Source organism: Kluyvera sp. CRP, from assembly GCF_019930565.1.
Classification (GTDB): Bacteria; Pseudomonadota; Gammaproteobacteria; order Enterobacterales; family Enterobacteriaceae; genus Kluyvera; species Kluyvera georgiana_A.
On the sequence record NZ_CP082841.1, the window covers coordinates 3305087 to 3328546 of the forward strand.

Annotated in this window: 27 protein-coding genes; 16 read left to right on the forward strand and 11 right to left on the reverse strand. The window is 54.2% G+C overall.

Annotated elements, in window-relative coordinates; translation table 11 throughout:
• The first annotated feature begins 112 nt into the window (after positions 1-112).
• The 6 genes from K7B04_RS15615 to spy all read left to right on the forward strand — a co-directional run bounded on the left by K7B04_RS15615 (position 113) and on the right by spy (position 6972).
• The gene (locus tag K7B04_RS15615; protein WP_223802456.1) at positions 113-1333 is read left to right on the forward strand and encodes an aspartate aminotransferase family protein; all 1221 of its coding nucleotides are present in this window, start codon (positions 113-115) and stop codon (positions 1331-1333) included.
• Positions 1330-2364 (forward strand): arginine N-succinyltransferase, encoded by a 1035-nt coding sequence (astA, locus tag K7B04_RS15620; protein ID WP_223802457.1) that lies wholly within the window; start codon positions 1330-1332, stop codon positions 2362-2364. Before K7B04_RS15615 ends, astA begins: the two co-directional genes overlap by 4 nt.
• Positions 2361-3839, forward strand: a complete 1479-nt coding sequence (gene astD, locus K7B04_RS15625) for a succinylglutamate-semialdehyde dehydrogenase (protein WP_223802458.1) — start codon at positions 2361-2363, stop codon at positions 3837-3839. Before astA ends, astD begins: the two co-directional genes overlap by 4 nt.
• Positions 3836-5161 (forward strand): N-succinylarginine dihydrolase, encoded by a 1326-nt coding sequence (gene astB / locus K7B04_RS15630; RefSeq protein WP_223802459.1) that lies wholly within the window; start codon positions 3836-3838, stop codon positions 5159-5161. Before astD ends, astB begins: the two co-directional genes overlap by 4 nt.
• Before the next feature lie 9 nt (positions 5162-5170).
• Positions 5171-6148 carry a succinylglutamate desuccinylase gene (gene astE / locus K7B04_RS15635; protein ID WP_223802460.1) on the forward strand — a complete coding sequence of 326 codons (978 nt, stop codon included), beginning with the start codon at positions 5171-5173 and terminating at the stop codon, positions 6146-6148.
• Positions 6149-6465: 317 nt separating this feature from the next.
• Positions 6466-6972, forward strand: a complete 507-nt coding sequence (gene spy, locus K7B04_RS15640; protein WP_167576126.1) for an ATP-independent periplasmic protein-refolding chaperone Spy — start codon at positions 6466-6468, stop codon at positions 6970-6972.
• Between the two features lie 82 nt (positions 6973-7054).
• Here spy and nadE read toward each other — a convergent pair whose 3' ends face one another.
• Positions 7055-7882 (reverse strand): ammonia-dependent NAD(+) synthetase, encoded by an 828-nt coding sequence (nadE, locus tag K7B04_RS15645; protein WP_163445667.1) that lies wholly within the window; start codon positions 7880-7882, stop codon positions 7055-7057.
• A gap of 218 nt (positions 7883-8100) precedes the next feature.
• Between nadE and osmE the strand changes: the two genes are divergently transcribed.
• The 8 genes from osmE (at position 8101) to cedA (ending at position 14332) form a co-directional block, all read left to right on the forward strand.
• On the forward strand, positions 8101-8442 hold the full coding sequence (gene osmE, locus K7B04_RS15650; protein ID WP_163445665.1) for an osmotically-inducible lipoprotein OsmE: 342 nt from the start codon (positions 8101-8103) through the stop codon (positions 8440-8442).
• 285 nt (positions 8443-8727) lie between these two features.
• Entirely contained in the window at positions 8728-9048 is a 321-nt protein-coding gene (locus K7B04_RS15655; RefSeq protein ID WP_163445663.1) for a PTS sugar transporter subunit IIB, read from the forward strand.
• An 81-nt stretch (positions 9049-9129) separates the two neighbouring features.
• A complete protein-coding gene (chbC, locus tag K7B04_RS15660; protein ID WP_163445661.1) occupies positions 9130-10488 on the forward strand; it encodes a PTS N,N'-diacetylchitobiose transporter subunit IIC in 1359 nt (452 codons plus the stop codon).
• A 54-nt stretch (positions 10489-10542) separates the two neighbouring features.
• Entirely contained in the window at positions 10543-10890 is a 348-nt protein-coding gene (gene chbA, locus K7B04_RS15665; protein WP_163445659.1) for a PTS N,N'-diacetylchitobiose transporter subunit IIA, read from the forward strand.
• A gap of 25 nt (positions 10891-10915) precedes the next feature.
• A complete protein-coding gene (gene chbR / locus K7B04_RS15670) occupies positions 10916-11740 on the forward strand; it encodes a transcriptional regulator ChbR (RefSeq protein WP_163445657.1) in 825 nt (274 codons plus the stop codon).
• Positions 11741-11844: 104 nt separating this feature from the next.
• On the forward strand, positions 11845-13191 hold the full coding sequence (locus K7B04_RS15675; RefSeq protein ID WP_163445655.1) for a 6-phospho-beta-glucosidase: 1347 nt from the start codon (positions 11845-11847) through the stop codon (positions 13189-13191).
• An 11-nt stretch (positions 13192-13202) separates the two neighbouring features.
• The gene (chbG, locus tag K7B04_RS15680; protein WP_163445653.1) at positions 13203-13958 is read left to right on the forward strand and encodes a chitin disaccharide deacetylase; all 756 of its coding nucleotides are present in this window, start codon (positions 13203-13205) and stop codon (positions 13956-13958) included.
• Positions 13959-14092: 134 nt separating this feature from the next.
• Entirely contained in the window at positions 14093-14332 is a 240-nt protein-coding gene (gene cedA / locus K7B04_RS15685) for a cell division activator CedA (RefSeq protein WP_065357608.1), read from the forward strand.
• A gap of 65 nt (positions 14333-14397) precedes the next feature.
• Here cedA and K7B04_RS15690 read toward each other — a convergent pair whose 3' ends face one another.
• The 4 genes from K7B04_RS15690 to hxpB form a co-directional block, all read right to left on the reverse strand.
• Positions 14398-15789: an L-cystine transporter gene (locus tag K7B04_RS15690; protein WP_163445651.1), complete on the reverse strand. Its 1392-nt coding sequence runs from the start codon at positions 15787-15789 to the stop codon at positions 14398-14400.
• 178 nt (positions 15790-15967) lie between these two features.
• Positions 15968-16558: a metal-dependent hydrolase gene (locus K7B04_RS15695; RefSeq protein WP_065357639.1), complete on the reverse strand. Its 591-nt coding sequence runs from the start codon at positions 16556-16558 to the stop codon at positions 15968-15970.
• Between the two features lie 89 nt (positions 16559-16647).
• Positions 16648-17409, reverse strand: coding sequence for a 2-dehydro-3-deoxy-D-gluconate 5-dehydrogenase KduD (kduD, locus tag K7B04_RS15700; RefSeq protein ID WP_163445649.1), 762 nt, complete (start codon positions 17407-17409; stop codon positions 16648-16650).
• Between the two features lie 153 nt (positions 17410-17562).
• Entirely contained in the window at positions 17563-18231 is a 669-nt protein-coding gene (gene hxpB, locus K7B04_RS15705; RefSeq protein WP_163445648.1) for a hexitol phosphatase HxpB, read from the reverse strand.
• Positions 18232-18368: 137 nt separating this feature from the next.
• On the opposite strand from hxpB, the gene K7B04_RS15710 reads away from it, so the two are divergent.
• Complete coding sequence (locus K7B04_RS15710; protein ID WP_163445646.1) at positions 18369-18905, forward strand: YniB family protein; 537 nt, start codon at positions 18369-18371, stop codon at positions 18903-18905.
• Positions 18906-18938: 33 nt separating this feature from the next.
• Here the strand turns inward: K7B04_RS15710 and yciA are convergent, their stop codons facing one another.
• The 4 genes from yciA to K7B04_RS15730 are packed head-to-tail and all read right to left on the reverse strand — an operon-like array spanning position 18939 to position 21120.
• Complete coding sequence (yciA, locus tag K7B04_RS15715; RefSeq protein WP_106926567.1) at positions 18939-19337, reverse strand: acyl-CoA thioester hydrolase YciA; 399 nt, start codon at positions 19335-19337, stop codon at positions 18939-18941.
• A 15-nt stretch (positions 19338-19352) separates the two neighbouring features.
• Entirely contained in the window at positions 19353-19892 is a 540-nt protein-coding gene (locus K7B04_RS15720) for a septation protein A (RefSeq protein WP_065357604.1), read from the reverse strand.
• Positions 19893-19937: 45 nt separating this feature from the next.
• Positions 19938-20681: a YciC family protein gene (locus K7B04_RS15725; protein WP_163445644.1), complete on the reverse strand. Its 744-nt coding sequence runs from the start codon at positions 20679-20681 to the stop codon at positions 19938-19940.
• 25 nt (positions 20682-20706) lie between these two features.
• Positions 20707-21120 (reverse strand): YkgJ family cysteine cluster protein, encoded by a 414-nt coding sequence (locus K7B04_RS15730; RefSeq protein ID WP_163445642.1) that lies wholly within the window; start codon positions 21118-21120, stop codon positions 20707-20709.
• A gap of 268 nt (positions 21121-21388) precedes the next feature.
• On the opposite strand from K7B04_RS15730, the gene ompW reads away from it, so the two are divergent.
• Positions 21389-22024, forward strand: a complete 636-nt coding sequence (gene ompW, locus K7B04_RS15735) for an outer membrane protein OmpW (protein ID WP_163445640.1) — start codon at positions 21389-21391, stop codon at positions 22022-22024.
• A gap of 214 nt (positions 22025-22238) precedes the next feature.
• On the opposite strand, the gene K7B04_RS15740 is transcribed toward ompW, so the two are convergent.
• Together K7B04_RS15740 and K7B04_RS15745 are read right to left on the reverse strand one after the other, a co-directional pair.
• Positions 22239-22715: a hypothetical protein gene (locus K7B04_RS15740; RefSeq protein WP_163445638.1), complete on the reverse strand. Its 477-nt coding sequence runs from the start codon at positions 22713-22715 to the stop codon at positions 22239-22241.
• Entirely contained in the window at positions 22715-23437 is a 723-nt protein-coding gene (locus tag K7B04_RS15745; RefSeq protein WP_163445636.1) for a helix-turn-helix domain-containing protein, read from the reverse strand. The genes K7B04_RS15740 and K7B04_RS15745 overlap by 1 nt, the downstream gene beginning before the upstream one ends.
• Positions 23438-23460: the final 23 nt, after the last annotated feature.

Genomic DNA, 23460 nt, shown 5'->3' on the forward strand with positions numbered 1-23460 from the left:
GTTTATGCACTTTTTCTCCTCGCTGGCACGAACCGTGCAATCTACATTTACAGTGAAATGCACTCAATTAATTAACAAAAAATAAACCATTTATTTACCTGTCGAGGTCGCTATGTCTCAGTCAATCAGCCGTCAAGATTTTGATCAGTGGATGATGCCGGTTTACGCACCGGCACCGTTTATTCCGGTACGCGGTGAGGGCGCCTGGCTGTGGGATCAACAGGGTAAGGGCTATATCGATTTTGCGGGGGGGATTGCCGTGAATGCGCTGGGGCACGCCCATCCAGCGATGATCCGCGCGCTGACCGAGCAGGCGGGGAAATTCTGGCATACCGGTAACGGTTATACCAACGAACCGGCGCTGCGGCTGGCGAAACAGTTGATTGACGCCACCTTTGCCGATCGCATCTTTTTCTGTAACTCAGGCGCTGAGGCCAACGAAGCGGCGCTGAAGACGGCGCGTAAATATGCTCATGACCGCTTTGGCAGCCACAAAAGCGGCATCGTGGCGTTTAAAAACGCATTTCATGGCCGCACGCTGTTTACCGTCACCGCCGGGGGACAGCCCGCATACTCACAAGACTTCGCGCCGCTGCCGCCGGATATTCGCCACGGCGTTTATAACGACATCGACTCCGCCCGCGTACTGATTGACGACAATACCTGCGCGGTAATTGTGGAACCTATCCAGGGTGAAGGCGGCGTGATCCCGGCCGCGCTTGAGTTTCTGCAAGAGCTGCGCGCGTTGTGCGATCGCCACCACGCGGCGCTGATTTTTGACGAGGTGCAGACCGGCGTAGGGCGCACCGGCGAGCTTTATGCCTATATGCACTACGGCGTCACGCCGGACCTGCTCACCACGGCGAAAGCGCTGGGCGGCGGATTCCCGATAGGCGCGCTGTTGGCGAGTGAAGCCTTTGCCAGCGTGATGACGGTGGGCACCCACGGTACAACCTACGGCGGCAATCCGTTAGCCTGTGCGGTCGCCGGCGAGGTGCTGTCGATTATCAACACCCCACAGGTGCTCAACGGCGTGAAGCAGCGCGAGCAGTGGTTTAAAGAGCGCTTGCAGGCCATTAACGCGCAGTTTGGGCTGTTTAAAGAGATTCGCGGCGTCGGTTTGCTGATTGGCTGCGCACTACGCGATGAATATGCCGGTAAGGCCAAACAGATAAGCCTGTTGGCCGCCGAAGAAGGGCTGATGGTGCTGATTGCCGGGGCCAACGTGGTCCGTTTTGCCCCGGCGCTTATCGTCAAAGAAGAGGATGTGACCCTCGGTCTCAACCGCTTCGCTGCCGCCTGTGAACGTTTTGTCGCGGGAGAGTCATCATGATGATTATCCGTCCGGTTGGGGCCGGCGATCTGCCTGGCCTCTTAACCCTCGCAGGGGAAACGGGCGGCGGGCTGACCTCGCTGCCCGCCGATGAACAGACGCTGGCGGCGCGTATCGCCCGCTCGCAGGCGACCTGGCAGGGAACGTTGCCGCGCGGTGATCAGGGGTACGTTTTCGTGCTGGAAGATACCCGCAGCGGCGCGGTGGTGGGGGTGTGCGCCATCGAAGTGGCGGTGGGGATCAACGACCCCTGGTACAACTATCGGGTCGGAACGCTGGTGCATGCCTCGAAAGAGTTAAACGTCTACAACGCGCTGCCGACGCTGTTTTTGACCAACGATCATACCGGCAGCAGCGAGCTGTGCACGTTGTTCCTTGACCCGGCGTGGCGCAAAGAGAGCAACGGTCATTTGCTGTCATCCTCGCGCTTCTTATTTATGGCAGCCTTTCGCGATCGCTTCAACCATAAGGTGGTGGCGGAAATGCGCGGCGTGATTGACGAACACGGCTACTCGCCGTTCTGGGAAAGCCTGGGAAAACGCTTCTTCTCGATGGAGTTCGCCCGCGCTGACTACCTGTGCGGTACCGGTCAGAAGGCGTTTATCGCCGAGCTGATGCCGAAACATCCGATCTACACCGATTTTCTCAGTGAAGAAGCCCGCGCGGTGATCGGGCAAGTTCATCCGCAAACCGCGCCTGCGCGAGCCGTGCTGGAGAAAGAAGGTTTCCGCTATCGCGATTATGTCGACATTTTTGACGGCGGCCCGACGCTGGAGTGTGAAATCGACCGGGTGCGCGCGGTGCGCAAAAGTCGCCTGGTGACGGTGACGGAAGGGGAAACCGGCGGCAGCGACCTGCCGCTGTGCGTGGTTGCGAATGAACAGTATCAGCACTATCGCGCCATGCTGGTGCACGCCGACCCGGCGGGCGAAACCCTGACGTTAAACGCTGAGCAGCTGGACGCCCTGAACTGTCATCCGGGCGATGCGGTTCGCCTGGTACGCCTGTGCCCTGAGGGGAAGAAGATATGAGCCTATGGATTAATGGAAAATGGCTGATCGGCGAGGGGCCGCGCCGTCAGCGCGCCAATCCGGTCAGCGGTGAAACGGTATGGCAGGGTCACGATGCCAGCGCTCTGCAGGTGGAATCCGCCGTGGACGCGGCCCGGCACGCCTTTCCTGCCTGGGCGAAGCGTGCGTTCAGCGAACGTCAGCAAATTGTTGAAACGTTTGCCAGTCTGCTGGAGGCAAACAAAGCCGCGCTAACGGAGACCATCGCCCGCGAGACGGCGAAACCGCGTTGGGAAGCGGCGACCGAAGTGGCGGCGATGATCAATAAAATCGCCATTTCCGTGAAGGCTTATCACAGCCGGACCGGCGAAAGCCATGCCGATATGGTCGATGGCGCGGCGACGCTACGCCACCGGCCACACGGCGTGCTGGCGGTGTTCGGCCCCTATAATTTCCCCGGTCATTTGCCGAACGGCCACATTGTTCCCGCGCTGCTGGCAGGAAATACGCTGGTGTTTAAGCCCAGCGAACTGGCGCCGGACTGCGCCCAGGCCGTTGTGAAGCTCTGGGAACAGGCGGGGCTGCCGCCGGGGGTACTCAATCTTGTGCAGGGCGGTCGTGAGACCGGCGAAGCGCTAAGCGGCCAGCCGGGTATTGACGGCGTGTTGTTTACCGGCAGTTCGGCAACCGGCTTCCATCTGCATCGTCAACTTGCCGGGCAGCCGCAAAAAATGCTGGCGTTGGAGATGGGCGGTAACAACCCGCTGATCGTTGATGAACCCACGGATATCGATGCCGCCGTACACCTGACCATTCAATCGGCGTTTATTACCGCCGGGCAGCGCTGTACCTGCGCGCGTCGGCTGCTGGTCAAGCGCGGCGCGCTGGGTGATGCCTTTCTACAGCGGCTGGTGGAGGTAAGCGGGCGTATTATTCCCGCGGCCTGGGATGCCGAGCCGCAGCCGTTTATTGGCGGACTGATCTCGGCGCAGGCGGCAGAGCGGGTGCACCAGGCCTGGCAGATGCAGGTAGAACATGGCGGTGTGACGCTGCTGGCGCCGCGTTTGTTGCAGCCGGGAACCTCGTTGCTGACGCCGGGTATTGTTGAGCTGAGCGAAGCACATGATATCGCCGATGAAGAGGTGTTCGGGCCGTTACTGGGCGTCTGGCGCTATGATGATTTCGACCAGGCTATCGCGCTTGCCAACGCGACGCGCTATGGGCTCTCCTGCGGGCTGATTTCACCTGAACGGGACAAATTTGAGCGCCTGCTGCTGGAAGCGCGGGCCGGTATCGTGAACTGGAATAAACCGCTCACCGGAGCGGCCAGCACCGCGCCGTTTGGTGGCGTCGGCGCGTCCGGGAACCATCGTCCGGGCGCCTGGTATGCCGCCGATTATTGTGCGTGGCCGATGGCCAGCCTTGAAGCGCCGACGGCGACCTTGCCGGCGACGCTCAACCCAGGGCTGGATTTCCAGCGCGAGGTGCCATCATGAACGCCTGGGAGGTGAATTTTGACGGTCTGCCGGGGCTAACGCACCACTACGCCGGGCTGTCGTTTGGTAATGAGGCCTCGACCCGCAACCAGTACCAAATTTCGAACCCGCAGCGGGCGGCGAAGCAAGGGCTGCTGAAAATGAAGGCGCTGGCGGATGCCGGTTTCCCGCAAGGCGTGATCCCACCGCAGGAGCGGCCGAACGTGGCGCTTCTGCGCCAGCTTGGTTTTAGCGGCCGCGATGAGCAGGTGGTCGCGAAGGCCGCCGCACAGGCACCGGAACTGTTGAGCGCGGCCAGTTCGGCGTCGGCAATGTGGGTCGCGAACGCGGCGACGGTATGCCCCTCGGCGGATGCCTTAGATGGCAAGGTGCACCTGACGGTCGCCAACCTCAGTAGCCTGCTGCACCGCGCCAGCGAAGCGCCGACCACTCAGGCCGTGCTGCAGGCCATTTTTGCGCATCCGGCGCACTTTGCCGTACATGGCCCGCTGCCATCGGTGGCGGCGCTGGGCGATGAAGGGGCGGCGAACCATAACCGGCTGGGGCGTGACTATGGGCAGCCGGGGACGCAGCTGTTTATCTACGGTCGTGATTCGCTGAACGCCAGTCAGCCGCAGCGTTATCCGGCGCGACAAACGCGAGCCGCCAGTGAGGCGGTGGCGCGTCTCAATCAGCTTAACCCTTACCAGGTGATTTTTGCCCAGCAAAATCCGCAGGTGATTGATCAGGGCGTGTTCCACAACGATGTGATCGCGGTCAGTAACCGGCAGGTGCTGTTTTGCCACGAGCAGGCGTTTGTCGATCAGCCCGCGTTGCTGCGCCAGCTGGCACTGAAAGTACCGAACTTCATGCCGATTGAGGTTCCCTCCTCGAAAGTGACGGTTGCCGAAGCGGTGGCAACGTATCTGTTTAACAGCCAACTGCTCAGCAAACCCGACGGCAGCATGCTGCTGGTGCTGCCCGGCGAAGCGCAGGAGCATCCGCGCGTCTGGCGTTATCTCAACGCGCTGCTGGCGCAGGATAATCCGATTGACGAACTGAGGGTGTTCGACCTGCGCGAAAGCATGGCCAATGGCGGTGGGCCTGCGTGCCTGCGTCTGCGGGTAGTGCTGACCGACGATGAGCGCAGGGCGGTGAACCCGGCGGTGATGATGAACGATACGCTATTTGCCACGCTCAATGACTGGGTTGACTGTTATTACCGCGATCGGCTGACGCAGGCCGATCTCGCCGACCCGCAGTTACTGGTGGAAGGGCGCGAAGCGCTGGACAGATTAACCCAGATTTTACAGTTGGGATCGATCTACCCTTTTCAGCGCTAAGGAGGCGGCATGAAACAATTTCTGGCGTTAACGCTGGCGGGGAGGCTGCCGCCGCAGCCGGAGGGCGAAACGGCCAACTTTCGCTGGGAGTGGCGTGAAGCCGGCGTGCTACAGCTGACGCCGCATCACAGTTGCTCGCAGGCGATGGTGCTGTCGGCGGGGAGCCACGGCAATGAGACCGCGCCGGTTGAAATCCTCGATAATCTGCTGACCGCATTAATCAGCGGCAAACAGGCTTTGCGCTGGCATTTGCTGGTGGTATTGGGCAACCCGCCAGCGCTGCGCGATAACAAACGCTACCTGCACAGCGATCTCAACCGGATGTTTGGCGCCCGCTGGCGGCATTTCCCGGTGAGTGATGAAACCGTACGCGCCGCCAGCCTAGAGCAAACCGTAGCGGCGTTTTACCAGCGCTGTCCGGCTGAGACGCGCTGGCATCTTGATATGCATACCGCCATTCGTGGTTCTCATCACCCGCGTTTTGGCGTATTGCCGATGCGAGAGACCCCGTGGGACGCGGATTTTTTACGCTGGCTGGGCTCGGCGGGGCTGCAGGCGCTGGTGTTTCATCAGGCGCCGGGGGGAACGTTTACCCATTTTACCTGCGAAACGTTTGACGCGCTGTCCTGCACGCTGGAACTGGGTAAGGCACGACCTTTCGGACAAAACGATCTTAGCCAGTTCGCGCTGGTTGAACGACAGCTGGCGAACTTGCTGGCGGGGGAATCTGGCGGTGGCGCAGCGGCAACGCCGCTTTACTACCGGGTGGTGCAGCAGATTACCCGCCGCAGCGCGGACTTCCGGCTGCATATGTCCGCGCAGACGCTGAACTTCACGCCTTTCGCCAAGGGGACTCTGTTGGCGGAAGACGGTGATACACGCTACGTGGTGGAATCGGCCTGTGAGTATGTCTTGTTCCCCAACCCGGACGTGGCGTTGGGGTTGCGTGCTGGCCTGATGTTAGAACGTTGCCCGCCTGCTATATAGCGAACAAAGCCGCACAGCATTGTGTTGCGGCTTTTTATTTTGGCGTTCTGATGGTATTACGGATTATTCCTGGAATATTGCTTTATTAATAATCGATGCTGCTTTATACTTTTAAAAAATCTCTTATTAATCATCGTATTGAATATTTTCGTTGCAACTCTCCACACTTTATCCTTAATTTCATCATAATTGGCGAAAAATTGTTTTTTACACTTTCATTGTTTTACTCTCGCTCTGATTAATTGACGATAAACCCCGTAAAGTTAATCTCGTCAACACGGCAATGCGCCGTCAGAATAACTGAAAGTAAGGACTTAATGATGAAAAAATTAACTGCTCTGTTTGTTGCTTCTACTCTGGCTCTGGGCGCGGCTAATCTGGCTCATGCGGCAGATACGACTTCTACCACCACCACCGACGCCACGCAGCCGGCCGGTAAAATGATGCATCATCACAAAGGTAAGATGGGCCCGCGTCACGATATGATGTTCCAGGGACTGAACCTGACCGATGCGCAGAAACAGCAGATTCGCGACATCATGAAAGACAACCGCGAACATATGAAACGTCCGCCGCAGGAAGAGATGCGTGCGATGCATAACCTGATTGCCAGCGACAGCTTCGATAAAGCGAAAGCGGAAGCGCAGATTACGAAGATGGAAGAGCAGCATAAAGCCATGATGCTGTCTCGTCTGGAAACCCAGAACAAGATTTACAACATCTTAACCCCGGAACAGAAAAAGCAGTTTAATGCTAATTTTGAGAAGCGTCTGACAGAACACAAAGCGCCAGAAGGTAAAATGCCTGCTGCGCCTGCCGAATAATCCACTCGGCACACTGTCTTAAGACCGCCGGAGTTGCCCATAAATGCCAAAAGGCTATGGGCAGCTCCGGCGGTTTTCTTCTTTATTTCTTCCAGAAATCATCAAACACGGTAATCGGCGGACGGCGCTTATGCTCGGTCTTCAGATACCAGCCTTCGATGGTCTTTGCCAGCTCTGGCGCCAGCGTTTTGCCTTCCAGATAATCGTCAATATTGTCGTAGGTGACGCCCAGCGCCACTTCGTCTGGCAGAGAAGGGCGGTCATCTTCGAGGTCGGCGGTGGGGGCTTTCTTATAAAGATGCTCCGGACAGCCGAGGGCGGCCAGCAGCTGTTTGCCCTGGCGTTTATTGAGACGGAAGATCGGGTTAATGTCGGTGCCGCCGTCGCCGTACTTCGTAAAGAAGCCGGTGATAGCTTCCGCGGCGTGATCGGTCCCGACCACTACACCGTGAGTCATACCTGCAATACTGTACTGGGCTTTCATGCGTTCGCGGGCTTTTTCATTACCGCGAACAAAGTCGCTCAGCTCGATACCCGCCTCACGCAGCGCCTGCTCGCTGGCCAATACAGCACCTTTAATATTAACGGTCAGCACGCGATCCGGCTGGATGAAAGCAATCGCGTCCTGGCAGTCCTGTTCGTCGGCCTGAACGCCGTAGGGCAGGCGTACGGCGATAAACTGCAGCGCGCTATCGCCGCTTTCCGCCCGCAGTTCATTAATAGCCTGCTGGCACAGTTTACCGGTCAGGGTAGAGTCCTGGCCGCCGCTGATGCCCAGCACCAGTGATTTGATAAACGGATAGGTCTTCAGGTATGACTTAAGAAAATCCACGCTGCGACGGATCTCTTCTTGTACCTCAATCTGCGGTTTTGCGCCGAGCGCCTGAATAATTTCTTGTTGTAATGCCATTTACCCCTCCGGAATGTAGTGTGCCAGCCTTGCCGTTAGCCCATCAGAACAAAGTGTTAAAGCTACCTCTTTGACGGTAAAACGACAAGGATCACAGTTTTGACTGCGGTAAATTAATCCGATTTTTCGGTCCTGATGAGATTGATTTCGGCGTATTGGTTGATAAATAGCAATATTTATCCCACGCTTATTACACATTGAACGAAAGGAGAGGGAACATGAATAAAAAAGTCGTAGGGCTTCTGGGCGCCGGCGCTGTGCTGGCGATGCTGGCGGGTTGTACTGCATACGATCGTACTAAAGATCAGTTTACTCAGCCGGTGGTCAAAGATGTTAAAAAAGGGATGAGCCGTTCACAGGTAATGCAAATTGCCGGTAAACCGTCTTCTGAAGTCACCATGATTCACGCTCGCGGCACCTGCCAGACCTATATCCTGGGTCAACGAGATGGTAAAGCGGAAACCTATTTTGTGGCTCTCGATGAGACTGGCCACGTGATCAACTCCGGCTACCAGACGTGTGCTGAGTACGATACGGACCCGGCTGCTGCTAAGTCATAATCGTGTGTTTATAGGATGCCTACGAAAACCCGACCTCTGTGTCGGGTTTTTTTATCAGATCTGATGCTTATTTCTTGTCGCGAATTATTTTGAGCAAAGTGTGAAGACAGTCAAAACCGAAGGTCAATGAGAGACAATTTTTGCCTATTAAGAATTATCAGTAGGCAAATTGTTGCCGTATACTCAATGCATAAACAGAAGATAACTCATCTGTTACATACGAGGGTAGTGGGCACATGGAACATCGCCCGGTGATGACAGATTTCACAAGTTGAGGAAGCGTGAATGGAAAAGAAACATATCTATCTTTTTTGCTCTGCGGGGATGTCCACTTCATTGTTGGTATCTAAAATGCGAGCGCAGGCTGAGAAGTACGAAGTACCGGTAGTGATCGAAGCATTCTCAGAAGCTTTTGCCGCAGAAAAAGGCCCGCAGGCAGATGTTATTCTGCTCGGCCCGCAAATCGGCTATATGCTGAACGATATTAAAAAGATTTTACCGAACAAGCCGATCGAAGTTATCGATTCAACGTTGTACGGTAAGGTAGATGGTTTAGGCGTGCTTAAGGCAGCGGTTGCTGCAATTAAAAAAGCCGCTGCGCAATAATTTTATAATTTTCCCGTCAAAGAGTTATTTCATATTTCAATCGCCGCAATATTAATTGCGGCCTTTTAAGGGTATTTTTCTATGAGTAAAGTGATCGATTCGCTTGAAAAGGTACTCCTTCCTTTTGCCGTTAAAATAGGAAAACAGCCACACATTAATGCGATTAAAAACGGTTTTATTAAATTAATGCCGCTGACCCTTGCAGGGGCCATGTTTGTATTAATTAACAACGTTTTTCTGAGCTTTGGTGAGGGATCATTCTTTTATTCAATGGGTGTTCGCCTGGACGCGTCAACCATTGACACGTTAAACAGTTTTAAAGCTATTGGCGGTAACGTTTATAACGGTACTTTAGGTATTATGTCGCTGATGGCGCCTTTCTTTATCGGTTCCGCCTTAGCGGAAGAGCGTAAAGTTGACCCGATGGCGGCTGGCCTGTTAGCGGTAGCGGCATTTATGACCGTCACCCCATACAGCGTTGGCGATGCCTATGCGGTTGGCGCGAACTGGCTGGGTGGTCAGAACATCATTTCCGGTATGATTATCGGTCTGGTGGTGGCTGAACTGTTCACCTTCGTTATCCGTCGCAATTGGGTTATCACTCTGCCAGACAGCGTACCGTCCTCGGTGTCGCGTTCCTTCTCGGCGTTAATTCCAGGCTTCCTGATCCTGTCCATCTTCGGCATCATCTCGTGGATTCTGTCTTCTTACGGCAGCAACTTCCACCAGATCATCATGGACTCCATCTCCAAACCGCTGGCGGCAATGGGTGGCGTGGTTGGCTGGGCATACGTACTGTTCAACTCCCTGCTGTGGTTCTTCGGTGTGCATGGTTCACTGGCGCTCACCGCGTTGGACAACGGCATCATGACCCCATGGGCGCTGGAAAACATCGCGCTGTACAACCAGTACGGCTCTGTTGATGCGGCTATCGCTGCGGGTCAGCAGTTCCACTTCTGGGCGAAACCGATGCTGGATTCCTACATCCTGCTGGGTGGTTCCGGTGCGACTTTAGGCCTGATTATCGCTATCTTCATCGCCTCTCGCCGCGCTGACCATCGTCAGGTTGCGAAACTGGCTCTGCCGTCGGGTATCTTCCAGATTAACGAACCGATTCTGTTTGGTCTGCCAATCATCATGAACCCGGTTATGTTTATCCCGTTCGTGCTGGTACAACCGATTCTGGCTGCTATCACCCTGGCTGCTTACTCGATGGGTATCATCCCTCCGGTAACCAACCTGGCACCGTGGACCATGCCAACCGGCCTGGGCGCCTTCTTCAACAGTAACGGAAGCGTCGCGGCACTGCTGGTCGCACTGTTCAACCTCTGTGTCGCAACGATGGTGTACATGCCGTTCGTGATTATCTCGAACAAAGCGCAGGCCACCATTGAAGAAGAAGAAAGCGAAGAAGACATCGCTGCCGCTCTGAAATTCTAATGCCAATGCGGTATGGAGCCGGTCTCCATACCGCCCTCAACAAAAGGAATAAATATGTTTGATCTGGATAATGTCGTTGCTGAGGACGTGCAGGAAAACGATCTCGAAGAAGTGGTGATGGGCCTGATTATCAACTCCGGACAGGCGCGCAGCCTGGCATACGCCGCGCTGAAGCAGGCGAAGCAGGGTGATTTTGCTGGCGCGAAAGCGACCATGGAACAGTCCCGCGTTGCCCTGAGCGAAGCGCACCGTGTGCAAACGCAGCTGATTGAAAGCGATGAAGGCGAAGGCCGTATGAAGGTAAGTCTGGTGCTGGTTCATGCGCAGGATCATCTTATGACGTCAATGTTAGCGCGTGAGCTGGTTGCTGAATTGATCGAACTTCACGAGAAGGTACAATAGGCTTTTCCCTATGAGGCAACCGAAGATGATCACCATGGAAATCAACACCGCCCGAGAACAACAGCTCTTTAACGGTAAGAATTTTCATGTATTCATCTACAACAAAACGGAAAGCATCAGCGGGCTGCACCAGCATGACTACTACGAATTCACTATCGTACTGACCGGGCGCTACTATCAGGAGATAAACGGCAAACGGGTTATGCTGGAGCGCGGAGACTTTGTGTTTATCCCAATGGGTTCACATCACCAGAGCTTCTATGAGTTTGGCGCGACGCGAATCCTCAACGTTGGGATCAGCAAAGATTTCTTCGATACCCACTATCAGTCGCTGGTTCCGTTTGCGCTGGTTGCATCACAAGTCTATTCGATTAAAAGCACGTTTCTTAGTTACATTGAGTCGGTTATTTCGTCACTGCACTTTCGTGAAACGGAATTTGACGAATTTATTGAACTGGTTTCCTTCTACGTGATTAATCGCTTACGCCATTATCGCGAAGAACAGGCGCAGGATGTGACGCCGCAGTGGTTAAAATCTACTGTCGAAGCCATGCACGATAAATTAAAGTTTGGTGAAGGCGCGTTGGAGAATATGGTCGAGTTATCCGGGAAAACCCAGGAATATTTAACCCGAGCCACCCAACGCTATTATGGTAAAACGCCGATGCAGATTATTAATGACATCCGCATCAACTTTGCCAAGAAACAGCTGGAAATAACGAATTACTCGGTGACCGATATTGCGTATGAGTCAGGTTATAGTAGCCCAAGTTTGTTTATTAAAACTTTCAAGAAGCTAACCTCATTCACACCGAGCAATTATCGCAAACAGCTGACGATTATCAAATAACGCGCTGCGGAATCACTCCGCAGCTCTGAATTAAAGACTTTAACTATCCACGTATAATGTGGAGGGTAACCCACGTTTACTTGTGGATCACGAGGGAGAAAGAGATGAGCCAGAAATTAAAAGTCGTCACAATTGGTGGTGGTAGCAGCTATACGCCGGAATTGCTGGAAGGTTTTCTCAAGCGTTATCACGAACTGCCGGTCAGCGAACTGTGGCTGGTTGACGTTGAAGATGGCCAGGAGAAGCTGGATATCATTCATGCCCTTTGCCAGCGCATGGTGGAAAAAGCCGGCGTACCGATGAAGGTCTATAAGACGCTGAATCGCCGCGAAGCGCTCGAAGGTGCCGACTTTGTGACTACGCAGCTGCGCGTTGGTCAGCTCAAAGCCCGTGAGAAAGATGAACGTATCCCGCTGAGCCATGGTTACCTGGGGCAGGAAACCAACGGCGCTGGCGGCCTGTTTAAAGGTCTGCGTACCATTCCGGTGATTTTCGACATCATTAAAGATGTGGAAGAAGTGTGCCCGAACGCGTGGGTGATTAACTTTACCAACCCGGCGGGAATGGTGACCGAAGCGGTCTATCGCCACACCAATTTCAAACGCTTTATCGGCGTGTGCAACATTCCAATCGGCATGAAGATGTTCTTCACCGACGTATTGCGCCTGAGTGAGAAAGACGATCTTTCCATCGACCTGTTCGGCCTGAACCACATGGTTTTTGTACGCGATGTGCTGGTCAACGGCGAGTCTCGTTTTGCTGAACTGCTGGACGGCGTAGCCTCCGGTACACTGTCGGCGAACACCGTGAAAAACATTTTCGATATGCCGTTTAGCGAAGGCCTGCTGCGTTCTCTGAACCTGCTGCCGTGCTCTTATCTGCTGTACTACTTCAAGCAGAAAGAGATGCTGGCTATCGAAATGGGCGAGTATTACAAAGGCGGCGCGCGTGCGCAGGTGGTGCAGAAGGTTGAGAAGCAGCTGTTTGAGCTGTACAAAAATCCGGACCTGAACGTCAAGCCGAAAGAGCTGGAACAGCGCGGCGGGGCCTATTACTCCGATGCGGCGTGTGAGGTGATCAACGCTATCTACAACGATAAGCAGACTGAACACTACGTGAATATTCCGCACCACGGTCATATCGACAACATCCCGGCGGATTGGGCGATTGAAGTCACCTCTATCCTGGGCCGCGACGGCGCGAAACCGCACCCGCGCGTCACGCATTTTGACGAGAAAGTGCTGGGTCTGATCCATACCATCAAAGGCTTTGAAATCGCGGCCAGTAAGGCAGCGATCAGCGGTGAATTTAACGATGTGCTGTTGGCACTGAACTTAAGCCCGCTGATCCACTCTGATAAAGATGCAGAGATTCTGGCGCGCGAACTGATTCTGGCCCATGAAAAATGGTTGCCGAACTTCGCTGCCACCGTGGAGAAACTGAAACAGTGACAGGAGGCATGATGGAACGTTTGTTAATCGTGAACGCCGACGATTTTGGCCTGAGTAAAGGGCAGAACTACGGCATCCTCGACGCCTGTAAGAACGGACTGGTTACGTCCACCACCGCGCTGGTTAACGGCGCGGCTATTGACCACGCGGCTCAACTGAGCCGCCGTACGCCAGAGCTGGCGGTGGGCATGCACTTTGTGCTCACGCTGGGCGAACCGTTGACGCCGATGCCGGGCCTGGCCCGCGAAGGCAAACTCGGTAAGTGGATCTGGCAGGTGGCCGAGGAAGATGCGCTGCCGTTGGACGAGATTGAGCGTGAACTGGCGTGTCAGTATCAGCGTTTTGTCGACCTGTTCGACGCTGAGCCGACACATTTTGACAGCCACCACCATGTGCATATGATCCCGCAGATCTTTCCGCTGGTGGCCGAGTTTGCGAAATCCAAAGGCATCGCGCTACGTATAGATCGCTCCATCCCGTACCCGTTTGCCCTCCCGGAAGGGTTGCGCAGCAGCGAGGGATTCAGCAGCGAATTTTACGGCGATGCGATTTCCGATGAGCTGTTCCTGAAGGTGCTGGACGACTCAACCGCACGCGGGGAAGGCTCGCTGGAGGTCATGTGTCATCCGGCGTTTGTCGACAATACTATTATGGGTAGCGCCTATTGCTACCCGCGCCTGGCGGAGCTGGACGTCCTGACCTCCGCCTCGCTGAAATATGCCATTGCGGAACGAGGCTATCGTCTCGGTACTTACCGCGACGTGTAATCGACCGTTTTACTCCCTCAACCCTTTGCCCGGCAGCGACCCTGCCGGGCTTTTTTGTGTATGACGATCGCTGGCGATTGCTGCTATTATAGGGGTTTACCGCTTTGTCTTACTGATTGTGAATTTAACTGCTTATGAAACCGCTTCGCCAACAAAATCGGCAGATTATCAGCTACGTACCGCGCACCGAACCCGCTCCCCCCGATCACGCCGTGAAGGTTGAAGGCTTTCGCGATGTGTGGCTGCTGCGTGGAAAGTACGTTGCGTTTGTGTTGATGGGCAGCGCGTTTCGTCGTTCGCAGGCGTTCAGTATTCCGGAATCGGCCCAACGTTGGGCGGTGCAGATGCGCCAGGAAGGGGAGCTCGACGCTTAATCGCGTTGGCTGGATATAAAAAAACCGCTGAGTCAGCGGTTTTTTTATCGGTATAACGGTCTGTTTTAGCGATGCGCCAGTTCGGCATCCTCTTCGCTGTTTAACACGTCTTTGTCGGTCTGGCGCAGCCACTGGCTGGTCAGGGTGCCGGCAGTCATGGAACCGCTGACGTTCAGCGCGGTACGGCCCATGTCGATCAGCGGCTCAACGGAGATCAGCAGCGCAACCAGCGTGACCGGCAGCCCCATCGCGGGCAGCACGATCAGGGCAGCGAAGGTCGCACCGCCGCCCACGCCGGCAACGCCTGCGGAGCTGACGGTCACCATACCAACCAGCGTGGCAATCCACAGCGGATCCAGTGGGTTAATGCCCACGGTTGGAGCAACCATCACCGCCAGCATGGCCGGGTAGAGACCTGCACAACCGTTCTGACCAATGGTCGCACCAAAGGAAGCAGAGAAGCTGGCAATGGATTCCGGTACGCCCAGGCGACGGGTTTGTGCTTCGACGTTCAGCGGGATAGACGCGGCGCTGGAGCGGCTGGTGAAGGCAAAGGTCAGCACCGGCCACACTTTACGGAAGTACTTCAGCGGGCTCACGCCGTTGACGCCCAGCAGAATGCCGTGCACCACAAACATGATCAGCAGGCCAAGGTAGGACGCGACTACGAAGCTACCCAGCTTGATAATGTCCTGCAGGTTAGAACCGGCGACTACTTTGGTCATCAGCGCCAGCACGCCGTACGGCGTCAGCTGCATCACCAGGCGCACCAGCTTCATCACCCAGCCTTGCAGGGTATCGATAGCGGTCAGTACGCGCTGGCCTTTGGGTTCATCATCTTTCAGCAGCTTCAGCGCAGCCACACCCAGGAATGCCGCGAAGATAACGACGCTGATGATAGAGGTTGGGTTAGCGCCGGTGAGATCCGCAAACGGGTTTTTCGGCACGAACGACAGCAGCAGCTGCGGTACGCTCAGGTCAGCAACTTTGCCGACATAGTTGCTCTGAATGGCGTTCAGACGTGCAGTCTCGGCGGTGCCCTGAACCAGACCTTCAGCGGTCAGGCCGAACAGGTTAGTCACCAGCACGCCGACCAGCGCGGCAATAAGCGTGGTAAACAGCAGGGTACCGATGGTCAGCACGCTGATTTTACCCAGCTGAGAGGCATTATGCAGACGGGCTACCGCGCTCAGAATTGAGGCGAAGACCAGCGGCATGACGATCATTTGCAGCAGTTGCACATAGCCGTTACCGACCACGTTAAACCACTGGATAGAGTCCTTCAGCACCTGGCTATCAGAACCGTAGATCAGCTGCAGCGCCAGGCCAAAGACCACACCGATAACCAGGCCGACCAGCACTTTTTTGGCCAGGCTCCACTGCTTGTGACGCGTTTGCGCCAGCGCCAGCAGCAATACGGCGAACACAACGACGTTCGCGATTAGTGGAAAGTTCATCCCCGTTCTCCTGAAGTTTTTTTCACGCCGTTCGCGGTGATTTTGTGTTGCCGCGGCGGGTGTCTTTTTAGGACAAACCCGTAAAGATTTGTCTGGATGTGAGAAGGTTAACAGAACTGAAATGGTACGCTTATATCCAAATGGAATGGATTATGCCAAAAATGCGATCTTCGCCGAATTATTGCTCAGCCCGGCGATGAATGAAGCGATTAAAGTCGGTTTGCAGCGAATTTATCATCGACGATGACCAGCGTATGGCGCTGTTTTCCGGTAGCGATTGCGGCATGAACACGGCGTAGGCAAACAGCGCCATACACAAAACGCGCTCCAGCTGATTCCCTTTACGCGGTGCGAGAATCGGCAGACGAAAACGCCAGCGGCAGGGCCACAGCAGCGGGACGCCCGCTGGCGTGAGCATGTCGGCGAGAATGTGGCTCAGATAGCCCAGCACCATCCCCTGTAGGGCATCGGCGGGGACTATCCAGCTGTCCGGTACTTTCAGATAGAAAAGGGTGAGCGCGGCAAAGACGGCGAGCAGGCTATGGGTAAAACCGCGATGACCACACATCCGCGCAATGGGCTTCGATAACCAACTTAGCCGCTGCCCCAGGAAGGAGCGTGGGTGGTCAATGTCCGGAAGCAGACAGGTCAATATCGCCGACGGCACGATGTGCCACCAGTCTCCTTGTGCCAGGACCGGCGTCAGTTCGGCATTTTTAGCAAATACCGCGCAGGCGATTGAAAAAAGGAGATGACCTTCCGCCGTCATGATGAAACCCATTAATCTGTGAATTCATACAGTATAGGGTTTTTATACAGTAGGCGGAAGAGGTTACAGTGTAACTCTTTGTCAAAAAATTAACGTGCCAGCCAGCCGCCGTCTACGGCCACCGTATAGCCATTAATGTAGTCCGAGGCAGACGAGGCGAGGAATACCACCGGGCCTTTGAGATCGTCTGGCGTCCCCCAGCGTCCGGCCGGAATACGGTCGAGGATTTCCTTGCTGCGTTCAGCGTCGTCACGCAGCTGCTGGGTGTTGTTGGTGGCCATATAGCCCGGCGCGATGGCGTTGACGTTGATGCCGTGCTGAGCCCATTCGTTGGCCAGCAGGCGGGTGATGCCTAATACCCCGCTTTTTGAGGCGGTGTAGGATGGCACACGAATGCCGCCCTGGAAAGAGAGCATCGACGCAATATTGATAATTTTCCCGCCGTTACCTTGTTGCAGAAACTGTTTCGCCACCGCCTGTGAGAGGAAGAAGACCGACTTCAGGTTCAGGTTCATCACATCGTCCCAGTTCTTTTCGCTGAAGGTCAGCGCATCTTCACGTCGAATGGTCCCGGCGTTGTTGACAAGAATGTCGATACGGCCCGCGGCGGCCACGGCGGCGGGGACGATATCAGCAATGGCGTCAGGCTGGCTCAGATCGGCCTGAATCGCAAACATCCGACGGCCCAGCGCCGCCACTTTTTCTGCGGTTTCTTGCGGAATGCTGCGGCTGACGCTGACGATATCGCATCCGGCTTCCGCCAGCCCCAGCGCCATACCCTGACCGAGACCTTTATCGCAGCCGGTAACGAGTGCGACTTTACCTTGCAGATTGAAAGCATGAAGAATCATTTCGACCCCTGTATACGGTTTTTATCATTATGAGATGACCTACAGGGCTAAAGCATAGAAGGGCGTAGCGGAAAATTCAAATAAAAATAAAACAGCGTTTCATTTTTATGATTGGGTTGGCATTTGCGGGCACAATCCGTGCCCGCATCATGATTAGCCGCACAAATTTTCGCGGGTGAGGAATTCCAGAGACGGCAGCTTCACATCGGCCAGAGCGAAGCGCGGGTCGAGTTGGCTTTCCGGAGCCGGGACAACAATGGAGCGCATGCGCGCCGCTTTGCTGGCAATCATGCCATTCACCGAGTCTTCCAGCGCCACGCAGCACAGCGGATCGACATCCAGCGCGGCCGCGCAGTTCAGATAGACCTGTGGGTGCGGTTTGCTATAGGCCAACGTGTCGGCGGAGGCCAGCGCGTCGAACTGCTCGCGCAGGTCAAACATGGTCAGCACTTTTTCCAGCATGTATAGCGGAGAGGCGGAAGCCAGGCCGACTTTTAACCCTTGTGCTTTGCATAGCGCGACGGCTTCACGCACGCCTGGCAGCAGCGGGCGCGTCTGCTCGACCAGCGAAATGACGCGGGCAATCATCCGTTCAACTACGGCGGCACGGTCCGGGCCGCTCCACGGCTGTTGGCCGTACCACAGGTCGACCACCAGATCGATACGTAAACCGCGAGTATCGGGAAGCTCGTGACGACGGGTAAAATCGACGCCCAGCTCGCTCAGCACTTCGTGCTCGGCACGGTCCCACAGCGGCTCGGAATCGATCAGTAATCCATCCATATCGAATATTGCGGCGCGTATTTGACGCTCGGTGGACATAACTACCTCTCCTTTAGGGTAACGAATGCCGGTTAATGGTATATCATATCGGGCGTAAAGTCGGGCGAAAGTCACCTTCAGCAGGTAGACTTAATAAGCACTTAGCCCGAGAGTCTGCGTCTTAACAAGGGGAACCCATGACGTATCAACAAGCTGGACGCATTGCCATCCTCAAGCGTATTGCCGGGTGGGTTATTTTTATTCCCGCCCTGATCTCTACGCTGATTTCCGTGCTGAAATTCATGTATGAACACAGCGCTAAGCAGCCGGGAATCGATGCCGTCATGATGGATTTTGTCCACGTGATGGTCGATATGATGCGTTTCAATACGCCATTCCTGAATCTCTTCTGGTACAACTCGCCGCAACCGGACTTTCATAACGGCCTGAATATTATGTTCTGGGTTATTTTTGCGCTGATTTTCGTTGCGCTGGCGCTACAGGACTCCGGCGCGCGCATGGCGCGTCAGGCGAAGTTTTTGCGTGAAGGGGTGAACGATCAGCTGATTCTGGAGAAAGCGAAAGGGGCGGAAGGGATGAGTCGTGAAGCGCTGGAGGCCCGCGTCGAGGTGCCGCGTCATACCATTTTCGTGCAATTCTTCCCGCTCTATATTCTGCCGATCATTGTGATTGTCGTCGGCTACTTTGTCCTGAAAGTGTTAGGTTTCCTCTAAAAGCAGCAAGCCCGGCGGTGGCCGGGCTTGTGATTATGCAGCAGGGATAGCGCGCGGTTTCCCCTGAGGGTCGACCGCGACGTAGATAAACAGCGCTTCGGTCGCTTTATAGCGCTGACCAATCGGCTCTGATGACACCTTTTTTACCCACACTTCAATATTAATCGTCACCGACGTATTGCCGCGTTTGACGCAGCGCGCATAGCAGCACACTACGTCGCCGACCGCTACCGGGCGCAGGAACGTCATACCGTCTACCCGCACGGTCACCACGCGGCCATGGGCCACTTCTTTCGCCATAATGGCGCCACCAATATCCATTTGCGACATCAGCCAACCGCCGAAGATATCGCCGTTGGCATTGGTATCCGCAGGCATGGCTAAAGTGCGTAATACCAGCTCTCCCTGTGGAGCGTCATTCTGTAGTGTCATTATTATTCTCTGTGCTTACTTATGGTCATCTTGTGGCATATGACGATAGATATACACGCCGCTCAGCACGGTGAATACCAGGGTCAATGCCGTCAGGCCAAACACCTTAAAGTTTACCCAAATGTTTTGCGGTAACCAAAAGGCGATATAAATGTTTGCCAGCCCGCAGAGGATAAAGAACACCGCCCAGGCGAGGTTCAGCTTCGACCACACTGCCTCTGGCAGGGTGATCTCTTTGCCCAGCATGCGTTGAATCAGCGGCTTTTTCATCACCCACTGGCTAATCAGCAGCGCACCGGCGAACAGCGCGTAGATCACGGTGACTTTCCACTTAATAAACTCATCGTTATGGAAGAAAATGGTCAGGCCGCCAAACACAGCCACCAGAATAAAGGTGATCAGCGCCATTTTTTCGACTTTACGATAGCGTACCCAGCTATAAATCAGCACCACCGCAGTGGCGACAATCAGCGCGCTGGTGGCCGCATAGATGTCATAGATTTTATAGAAGGCGAAAAAGACAACCAGCGGTAAGAAATCAAGAAACTGCTTCATACTTCGATTCCGTAGTTCATGCCGCCCGCTATGGGCGGCATCAGATTATTGACGAATAAGCATATACACGCGGAATAAATAGATCAGCAACAAGGCGGAAATCAGGTTGCTGAGCGTGTTAGCCACCACGGCACCAAGGTATGGCGTCAGGAAGGCAAAGCTTGATGCAAACAACAGCAGCAGCGTTTTCGCCAGCATCCAGCCAACCACCGCGGGGGCAATCAGACGAATATTGGCCCAGCCGAGACGAGTGCTGTGACGAATGGCGGAAAAAACGCCCAGTTTATCCTGCACCATCATCACCGGGGCGAACGCCAGCACGATGGCCAGCAGGATGCCGGGAACCACGATCAGCATGACGCCCATTTGAATCAGGAACGTACTGATAAAAATGAGCACCAGCAGCTTCGGCAGCACCGGCGCGCTGGCGCCAATCGCTCGCAGCGCACTGACCGGCTGACCGGCGGAGATGAGCTGAATCATCAGCAGAATACCGCCCGCCAGAATCGCATTACCGATAAGTCCGGCAAAGGTGGAAGCCGCAGAGGATTGCAGCAGAATTTGCTGCTGCTCCGGCGTCATGTTCTGCACCAAATCAAACAGCCCTGTGCTGCCTGCCAGATGCTCTCCGGTAGTCAGCGTCGCGAGCTGTTCATCGCTGGGGGAAAAGGCATGGCCAAGCACCACCGTGATAAATGAACAGAGCAAAGCAATCAGCAAAATGGTCACGAACTGATTACGGAAAAAATTACCCGTGTCACGGTATACAGACTGCGCCGTGATAGACATGCACTCTCCTTGAGTATTGCAGGTGTTAATTAGCCGGCAATTGTACCGCAAATCTCCCCTGCGTAGCAGCCTCTGCGCCGGCTCCGCTAAGTATATCTTTGTAAATAGGATTCAGCGGCGGCAGGCCGTATCGCGCGCGGGCGCGATTGCAGGCTTCATTGGGCTCGCCATTTTCACCGGACATGGCGAATTCGCGGCACGGAGAAGGGCGATTGGCATAGATGGTGCAACTGACCGAACCGCCGATGTCCCCCGAGAGGGCCGCGCAGCGGGGCTGACGCTGGTTGGTGCCGGTCATACAGCGTAACAAGGGGGTAACGGGCTCGGTGAGCTGCGCGGGAACAGGGCCACCGGCATCATCGGCTTCAGCCCAGTAAAAAGAGACTCGAAAATACGCACAACAGGCACCGCACGTCATGCACGGGTTGATTTCACTCATGATTACACCTGATAAAAACGCATCAACAAAATTGTCACGCTCTAAATTATCCAGCCGCTTTGATGCCGACAAGAGGGGGCAAAAAATTTTTCCGACAAAACCAATGAAATTGATGTGGGTGATAATTTCCTGTCTGACATAGGTTGTGAAAATTGATCTGGATTAATAAATGTTAAATCTAATGACTTTGTGTGATCTGTGATGGTTCAAAAGTAACTCATTGTGGGTATATTTGCCGCGCTTGAAAAACCATAATGAGGAAGTGGATATGAAAAAGTTAGCAGTGGTTGCATTGATGTTGAGTACCGTTTCCGGCGGTGCCTGGGCGCATGAGGCAGGGGAGTTTTTCATTCGTGCCGGTTCTGCAACGGTGCGGCCTACCGAGGGTTCCGATAATGTTCTCGGCAGTTTGGGGAGCTTTAACGTCAGCAACAATACGCAGCTTGGCTTAACCTTTACCTATATGGCGACGGATAACATCGGTATTGAACTGCTGGCCGCCACGCCGTTCCGCCACAAAGTCGGCACCGGCCCAACCGGTAATATCGCGACCGTTCACCAGTTACCCCCTACGCTGATGGCCCAGTGGTATTTCGGTGATGCGCAGAGTAAGTTTCGCCCGTACGTTGGCGCGGGCATCAACTACACCACCTTCTTTGATAATGATTTCAACAAAACCGGCAAAGAGGCAGGACTTTCCGATCTGAGCCTGGACGACTCCTGGGGCGCAGCCGGGCAGGTGGGGCTGGATTATCTGATTAACCGTGATTGGCTGATTAACATGTCGGTCTGGTACATGGATATCGACACCAACGTGAAGTTTAAAGCTAACGGCGTGAACCAGAGCGTCAGTACCAGACTGGATCCGTGGGTGTTTATGTTCTCGGCTGGTTATCGCTTCTGATTTCTTCTGCAAAACTGGCCATTATATGGCCAGTTTTTTTCCCATCCTATCCCGCGTGAATCGTGGTGACGATCTGTCATGGCTGCGCCCGAAAACCGGGTTCGTGCAGGCGCTGAGATCCCCCGGAGTTGAATTACCTGATAGTCGCCGTGTTCTGCACCAGAAAACCAGAAGCGCTGGCAAAGGCCACCGCTGCCTGCATAGCCCAAAGGTGCTAATGCACAGCACAGACAATGTAAGGCCCTGAGGTATTGGAAATGACCATGTCCCCTGAGGGGAGCTGCCGAATGTTTACAACTCGATATGAACCAGGCTGTATTTGACCCAGATATTTCCGGGTGAGTTCGGCAGGAACATCATCGGTACCGGTTGGGGTAACACTTATAGCATGTAACTTATAGTCAGCACTGCCAATGCGTACATAGTTATAAATGATGGTTCGATTGATCGTATATATATTGTTTTTGTTATGGATTTCACCCGATATGTTGACTAATGCCTCTCCCTTCAGGGTGAACGTTACATTTTGAGTGAAATTTAAAAAGGGGCTATTTCCTTCGTGCGTTGAAAAAGACGCAGTTGAAGATGAACAAGTAAAACTGAGGTTATGCTGAAAATGCCAATACCCGAGAACTAAAAATATCGCCAGTAACGCGCCCACGGAAATAAATAAAATAGTAAACTTTTTCATTAACGTATCCAGGAAAAATAGTAAATATTTTGACAAGTGTTTCGGCTGTCGCTCCATTCAATACACCGACTGAATAATATCTTTGCTGGTTTATGTAAGTGTAGCGTTTCCTGGGCGTAAATATAGAAAGCAGTTGTTGCAGTGCAAATTTGATTGTTTTTTTCCAGCGCTTCTTTCGCAACAGCAAAAATGGATGCATCTGTAACATCACTCTTTACCCCGGAAATATCATAAACAGGACATCCCTTCAACTCACCAATTTTTCGTGGCGTGATTTTTTTGGGTTGATCTGTATATAAAAACGAACCCAGGAAAATAACAACCAGAGTCATCACAACCATAACGTATTTTAACATATGAGGCAGGAGGTTTCGCTGATGGCGAATCTGCGTCGATACATCGATGTCTTTGCTCAGATAATATCCTGCCCGCGGTACAGTGACAATAATGTCCCCTTCACCGAGATACCCGGCTAAGGTTTTTCGCAGCAGACTGATGTACTGATTTAAAGTATTGGAAGAGGATACGATCCCTGCTTTTTCCCACACTTCCGTAAACAACGTATCTCGGGTTACCAATTCGCCGTGGTGTAGCACCAGGTGGTGCAGAATTTTACTGGCGATAATCGTCAGTTGTGTCGTCTCGTCCGCTTTACTATTGGTATGGCGCAATGTGCCGTTCACGGAATCATAGATCACCCTTTCATCAAAGGTATACAACATCGCTCGTCTCCTTTAATTGAGCA

Excerpts from the sequence above, each read along its gene's own strand:
- K7B04_RS15615 (WP_223802456.1), top strand. The coding sequence starts at position 113 with ATGTCTCAGTCAATCAGCCGTCAAGATTTTGATCAGTGGATGATGCCG.
- astA (WP_223802457.1), top strand. The coding sequence starts at position 1,330 with ATGATGATTATCCGTCCGGTTGGGGCCGGCGATCTGCCTGGCCTCTTA.
- astD (WP_223802458.1), top strand. The coding sequence starts at position 2,361 with ATGAGCCTATGGATTAATGGAAAATGGCTGATCGGCGAGGGGCCGCGC.
- astB (WP_223802459.1), top strand. The coding sequence starts at position 3,836 with ATGAACGCCTGGGAGGTGAATTTTGACGGTCTGCCGGGGCTAACGCAC.
- astE (WP_223802460.1), top strand. The coding sequence starts at position 5,171 with ATGAAACAATTTCTGGCGTTAACGCTGGCGGGGAGGCTGCCGCCGCAG.
- spy (WP_167576126.1), top strand. The coding sequence starts at position 6,466 with ATGATGAAAAAATTAACTGCTCTGTTTGTTGCTTCTACTCTGGCTCTG.
- nadE (WP_163445667.1), bottom strand. The coding sequence starts at position 7,882 with ATGGCATTACAACAAGAAATTATTCAGGCGCTCGGCGCAAAACCGCAG.
- osmE (WP_163445665.1), top strand. The coding sequence starts at position 8,101 with ATGAATAAAAAAGTCGTAGGGCTTCTGGGCGCCGGCGCTGTGCTGGCG.
- K7B04_RS15655 (WP_163445663.1), top strand. The coding sequence starts at position 8,728 with ATGGAAAAGAAACATATCTATCTTTTTTGCTCTGCGGGGATGTCCACT.
- chbC (WP_163445661.1), top strand. The coding sequence starts at position 9,130 with ATGAGTAAAGTGATCGATTCGCTTGAAAAGGTACTCCTTCCTTTTGCC.
- chbA (WP_163445659.1), top strand. The coding sequence starts at position 10,543 with ATGTTTGATCTGGATAATGTCGTTGCTGAGGACGTGCAGGAAAACGAT.
- chbR (WP_163445657.1), top strand. The coding sequence starts at position 10,916 with ATGATCACCATGGAAATCAACACCGCCCGAGAACAACAGCTCTTTAAC.
- K7B04_RS15675 (WP_163445655.1), top strand. The coding sequence starts at position 11,845 with ATGAGCCAGAAATTAAAAGTCGTCACAATTGGTGGTGGTAGCAGCTAT.
- chbG (WP_163445653.1), top strand. The coding sequence starts at position 13,203 with ATGGAACGTTTGTTAATCGTGAACGCCGACGATTTTGGCCTGAGTAAA.
- cedA (WP_065357608.1), top strand. The coding sequence starts at position 14,093 with ATGAAACCGCTTCGCCAACAAAATCGGCAGATTATCAGCTACGTACCG.
- K7B04_RS15690 (WP_163445651.1), bottom strand. The coding sequence starts at position 15,789 with ATGAACTTTCCACTAATCGCGAACGTCGTTGTGTTCGCCGTATTGCTG.
- K7B04_RS15695 (WP_065357639.1), bottom strand. The coding sequence starts at position 16,558 with ATGACGGCGGAAGGTCATCTCCTTTTTTCAATCGCCTGCGCGGTATTT.
- kduD (WP_163445649.1), bottom strand. The coding sequence starts at position 17,409 with ATGATTCTTCATGCTTTCAATCTGCAAGGTAAAGTCGCACTCGTTACC.
- hxpB (WP_163445648.1), bottom strand. The coding sequence starts at position 18,231 with ATGTCCACCGAGCGTCAAATACGCGCCGCAATATTCGATATGGATGGA.
- K7B04_RS15710 (WP_163445646.1), top strand. The coding sequence starts at position 18,369 with ATGACGTATCAACAAGCTGGACGCATTGCCATCCTCAAGCGTATTGCC.
- yciA (WP_106926567.1), bottom strand. The coding sequence starts at position 19,337 with ATGACACTACAGAATGACGCTCCACAGGGAGAGCTGGTATTACGCACT.
- K7B04_RS15720 (WP_065357604.1), bottom strand. The coding sequence starts at position 19,892 with ATGAAGCAGTTTCTTGATTTCTTACCGCTGGTTGTCTTTTTCGCCTTC.
- K7B04_RS15725 (WP_163445644.1), bottom strand. The coding sequence starts at position 20,681 with ATGTCTATCACGGCGCAGTCTGTATACCGTGACACGGGTAATTTTTTC.
- K7B04_RS15730 (WP_163445642.1), bottom strand. The coding sequence starts at position 21,120 with ATGAGTGAAATCAACCCGTGCATGACGTGCGGTGCCTGTTGTGCGTAT.
- ompW (WP_163445640.1), top strand. The coding sequence starts at position 21,389 with ATGAAAAAGTTAGCAGTGGTTGCATTGATGTTGAGTACCGTTTCCGGC.
- K7B04_RS15740 (WP_163445638.1), bottom strand. The coding sequence starts at position 22,715 with ATGAAAAAGTTTACTATTTTATTTATTTCCGTGGGCGCGTTACTGGCG.
- K7B04_RS15745 (WP_163445636.1), bottom strand. The coding sequence starts at position 23,437 with ATGTTGTATACCTTTGATGAAAGGGTGATCTATGATTCCGTGAACGGC.